The organism is Aquabacterium sp. (assembly GCF_004297345.1).
Lineage (GTDB): Bacteria > Pseudomonadota > Gammaproteobacteria > Burkholderiales > Burkholderiaceae_C > Aquabacterium.
The window spans coordinates 1-4,600 of record NZ_SCTN01000429.1; the positions used below are offsets into that span (position 1 = coordinate 1).

The 4,600-nt window shown below is 62.7% G+C and carries 4 protein-coding genes and 1 pseudogene; 2 read left to right on the top strand and 3 right to left on the bottom strand.

All coding sequences use genetic code 11. The annotated features are described in order from the left end of the window. Positions 1-894 (top strand): annotated as a pseudogene (locus EPO09_RS16595) (patatin); the annotation flags it as partial. 24 nt (positions 895-918) lie between these two features. On the opposite strand, the gene EPO09_RS16600 reads toward EPO09_RS16595, so the two are convergent. The 3 genes from EPO09_RS16600 to EPO09_RS16610 form a co-directional block, all read right to left on the bottom strand. Next, on the bottom strand, positions 919-2,028 hold the full coding sequence (locus EPO09_RS16600) for a chemotaxis response regulator protein-glutamate methylesterase (RefSeq protein WP_290644607.1): 1,110 nt from the start codon (positions 2,026-2,028) through the stop codon (positions 919-921). Between the two features lie 17 nt (positions 2,029-2,045). Beyond that, positions 2,046-2,654 carry a chemoreceptor glutamine deamidase CheD gene (gene cheD / locus EPO09_RS16605; protein ID WP_290644611.1) on the bottom strand — a complete coding sequence of 203 codons (609 nt, stop codon included), beginning with the start codon at positions 2,652-2,654 and terminating at the stop codon, positions 2,046-2,048. A gap of 133 nt (positions 2,655-2,787) precedes the next feature. Continuing rightward, positions 2,788-3,630 (bottom strand): CheR family methyltransferase, encoded by an 843-nt coding sequence (locus EPO09_RS16610; RefSeq protein ID WP_290644609.1) that lies wholly within the window; start codon positions 3,628-3,630, stop codon positions 2,788-2,790. 227 nt (positions 3,631-3,857) lie between these two features. On the opposite strand from EPO09_RS16610, the gene EPO09_RS16615 reads away from it, so the two are divergent. After that, a partial coding sequence (locus tag EPO09_RS16615) for a GGDEF domain-containing protein (protein ID WP_290644613.1) occupies positions 3,858-4,600 on the top strand: 743 nt, incomplete at its 3' end.

Sequence of the window (4,600 nt, forward strand, 5' to 3'; positions counted from 1 at the left end):
CGCCTGTGCACGGCGCCGGCTTTGGGTACAGAGCTGTACAGGCCCACCAGTTGGCAGTTGCCGGACGGATTGAGTGGCTTCATGTCAGGCTCCGTGCTGACCCAGCGCCGCACGTTGGCTTATTACACCGACCCGGATGGCGAGCAGGATGCGCAGGTCGAGCGCAGCGTCACGAGCTACAACTTCGATGTGGGCGCCAACTGGCGCGAGCTGGGTGAATGGCGCCTGGGTCTGGTGGACGAGGCCTGGCGTGATGCGCCCTCTCTGACTTCGGCCAAGTACGCCGCCTTGCGTGGCGCGACCTCGGCGTCTGAAGGCGTAGACCGCTGGCGTGAGCGCGGTTGGCGCATCAAGGCCGTCTTCGATCAACTCGATCACGCCTTCTTCCCGACACACGGCTGGCGTCTGGAGGGCAACTGGATGCAGGGCCGCAGCTTGCGTCGTGGCGATTCTGCAGGGCCTGAAGGGCGAGTGCGTCACCTGGAGCTGCAAGGCCAGCAGGTGCAAAGCTGGGGCGATCATTCGCTCAACGTCTTTGCTCGATTGGGCATGTCAGATGGCGTGAGCCCGGACATCCCTCGTTATGGCCTGGGTGGCTTCCAGATGCTGTCTGGCTTCGGGCCCTTCCAGGTCAGTGGTCAACAGATTGCGCTGCTGCGCCTGGGCTACCAGATCCGCCTGACCGACATGGCACTCACGCGTGGCCTGTTCCTGGGCAGCAGCTTTGAAGTGGGCAATGCCTGGGAGCGCCCGGAAGACATCGGGCGTGGCAAAAAGCGAACCGGACTGAGTCTGTATCTGGGGGCAGATACAGCCTTCGGTCCGGTCTATGGGGCCATAGTCAACAGCCCGATCGTGGGGCCGACCTTGATGCTCTTTGTCGGTCGTCCTTGAAAGTGCTTGACCTGCTTGCTGAGGTCAGACGCGGCTGAGCGCCTGGCCGACCGTGGCGCGCAGATGGTCCATCAGGTGGCCGGTGATTTTGTTGAGCGGCAGCACCTCATTGACAGCGCCCGCTGCGATCGCCTCGCGCGGCATGCCGAACACCACACAGCTGGCCTCATCCTGCGCGACGCAATAGGCGCCGGCATCGCGCATCTCGCGCATGGCCTTGGCACCATCGGCGCCCATGCCCGTCAGCATCACGCCGATGGCATTGGGTCCCACGGTGCGGGCGGCCGACTGGAACAGTACTTCCACGCTCGGCTTGTGACGATTGACCGGATCACCGTCCTTCACTCGGGCGATGTAGTTGGCGCCCGAGCGCTCCACACTCAGGTGCATGCCACCTGGGGCGATGTAGGCATGGCCGGGCAGGATGCGTTCGCCATCGCTCGCCTCTTTGACGCTGATCTTGCACAGCCCGTCCAGGCGGTTGGCGTAATTACGCGTGAAGCCTGGCGGCATGTGCTGAGTGATGACCACGGCAGGCGAATCCGCCGGCAGGGTGATCAGCACTTCCTTGGTCGCTTCGGTGCCACCTGTCGATGCGCCAATGAAGATGATTTTTTCAGTGGACAGGCGGCCCAGGCTGGCGCTGGAAACGGGAGCGGCAGGCTTGGCGGCACCCGCAGCAGCAGGGGCGCCCGGTGCGCCAGCCGCAGGTGGCACATGCAGGCGGTTGATACGGGCCTGGGAGGCCACGCGGATCTTCTCGGTGATGTCATCGGCCAGCAGCTTCAAGCCATCGGCCACGCCGATCTTGGGCTTGGCCACGAAGTCGATCGCACCCAACTCCAGCGCCTTCAAGGTGACATCAGCACCGCGCTCGGTCAGCGTCGACACCATCACCACAGGCATGGGGCGCAGGCGCATCAGCTTGGACAGGAAATCGATGCCATCCATGCGGGGCATTTCCACGTCCAGCGTGATCACATCGGGGTTGAGGTTGCGGATCATCTCTCGTGCCACCAAGGGGTCGGCAGCCGCGCCAATGCATTCCATGTCGCGCTGGCGGTTGATGATCTCGGTCAGCATGCTGCGAACCAGCGCGGAGTCGTCTACAACGATCACTCGGGTCTTGGCCATGATGTCTCTCTCCGCTATCAGAACAGGTCAATGGAGCCGCCGCCGGTACTGACGGGCACCACTTTCTGGGCTGCCATGCGTTCTTGTTGAACGATGGCTTCCGGATTGGTCGGGGCCAGGCGCTTGACCATGGCCTTGCCGCTGTGCGGCAGGAAGCAGACCTTGCGCGGGTAGATCTCCAGCACGTCCTTGGACACGACGGGGATGCGTTCGGTCTTGAGGTACTCCATCACGAAGGCGGTATTGCGCTCGCCCACGTTGATGCTGTTCATGCCGCTGATCACCGCGCCACCGCCGAAGACCTTGGCTTCCATGGTCATGCGCGAGGCACCCATCTTGAGCATCTCGTTGATCAGCAGTTCCATCGCGTAGGAACCGTAGCGGCCGGAGTCCGCGCCGCTGCCGCCGTTGTCGGGCAGCATGAAGTGGTTCATGCCACCGATCTTGGCCTGACGGTCCCACAGGCAGGTGGCGATGCACGAACCCAGCGTGGTCATGATGAGCAGGTCTTCGTTGAACACGAAGTACTCGCCGGGGAGGATCTTGACGGCTTCGGATTTGAAGTGCGCGTCATAGAAAAAGAAGGAGGCTTCGCCGGGCTTGGGCACACGCGCCTTGAGCTTCATCAGGCGCTCAGTGCGTTGCCCCAGGATCGGTGCATTGCCGATGCCGGATGCGACGGGCGGCGGCGTGCCTGGTCGGTTGGCGCTGAGGGGAGGGCTGCTGATCATGGATGCGTCCTTGGGTCACCTGCCGGCGTCAAACCTTGTCATAGACCGTCTTGCCCTTGAGGGTGAAGAGGTCGCGCGATTCTGTGAAGTTCTCGGAGTGGCCCACAAACAGCATGCCCTTGGGCTTCATGACGCCATGGATGCGCTCCAGCACCTTGCGCTGCGTGGGGGCGTCGAAATAGATCATCACGTTGCGGCAGAACACGATGTCGAACGGTTCGCCCAGTTGCCAGCTGGTCTGCATCAGGTTGAAGGGGCGGAACTCGATCATGCGGGCCAGTTCTGGCTTGACGCGGATGCTGCCCGAGTTGGCACCTTTGCCGCGCAGGAAGTAGTTGCGCAGGTGCTGGGGTGTCAGCCCTCGGGCACTGGCTTCATACACGCCACGGGAGGCGGTGGCCAACACATTGGTGTCGATGTCGCTGGCAACGATCTTCACGGAGGCGTGCAGGCCCATGGTCTCGGCTACCGTGATGGCCAGCGAGTAGGGCTCTTCACCGGTTGAGGCTGCTGCACACCAGATCCGCGTAGCCTGGCCATTGCGGGCGCGCAACCACTCGGTGAGCGTGTGGAAGTGGTGCTCTTCGCGGAAGAAGGAGGTGAGGTTGGTGGTAAGGCAGTTGACGAACTCCTGCCATTCTTGTGTGGAGGCCGTACCGCTTTCCAGCCACTTCAGGTAGGTCTCGAACGAAGTGTGACCGGTGTCACGCAAACGGCGAGACAGGCGGCTGTACACCATGGCCTGCTTGCCTTCGTGGAGGCTGATGCCGGCGCGTTCATATATGAGCGCACGCACCCGAGCGAAGTCCCTGGGGTGGAAGTCGAACTCTCGGTCGGTGACCAGGTTCAGGGTGTCAGTGGCAGTGCTCATGTCGGATCACGAAAGGTGAACGCGGGCCGGGTCGACCTGCTCCGGTCTTATCGTCACGGATGCAGAGAAGCTTGAGCGTGCCTTGCCGTGCTGTCGTACAAACGATGAGATCGTGGGAGATTGCAGCTTTTCTCTGCCCTTGACCTGTAACAGGACTGCTAGACTAGAGCGCAGTGATTTATTCGCCCGTGTGGAGCTCTGCCATCAATTCGATCGACACCGCGTCCATGGCCCTCAATGACGATGCCGCCTTGTTGGCCGGTCTGCGTCTGGACAAGGCCCTGAACCTGCTGGCCCAGGCCGGTTGGGCGGCGCCGTCCGATCTGGAGGCCGGCTCCATCGATTGGTTGCAGGCCGTGATTGATGGCCTGTGCGATGTCTCCAGCCGCGATGCGCTCACCGGCCTGGCCAACCGCCGTCAGTTCGAAGCGGCCATTGCCCGCGAAGTCGACCGCGTGGCCCGTAATGGCGAGCCGGCCTTGTTGCTGGTCGCTGACATCGATCACTTCAAGAAAGTCAACGACACCTGGGGCCATGCTGCGGGTGACGAGGTCATCAAATCGGTGGCGGCGTGCCTGCAAGATTGCGTGCGCCCCATGGACCTGGTGGCACGTGTAGGCGGCGAAGAGTTCGCCATCATCCTGCCCAATTGCCCGCCTGCTTTCGGCCAGACGGTCTCCGAGCGGATTCGCCAGAAGGTGGCCGCGCGCCCCGTGGCCATCGTGGGTGGCCAGCAATTGGCGGTCACGGTCAGTATCGGCGGGGCGTTTGCGCCGCAATGGGTGCGATCCACGCCCGCTTTCTGGAGCGAACGCGCGGATCAGCAGTTGTACAGGGCCAAAGCCGAGGGGCGTAACCGCACCTGCCTGGACATGCCACCGCTCACGGTCGTCAGTGCCGAAGAGAAGGGCATGTTGTTTTCAGGCTTCGGGCAATTTGACCCAATTTCGGACTCAGGTGCGGGTGATGC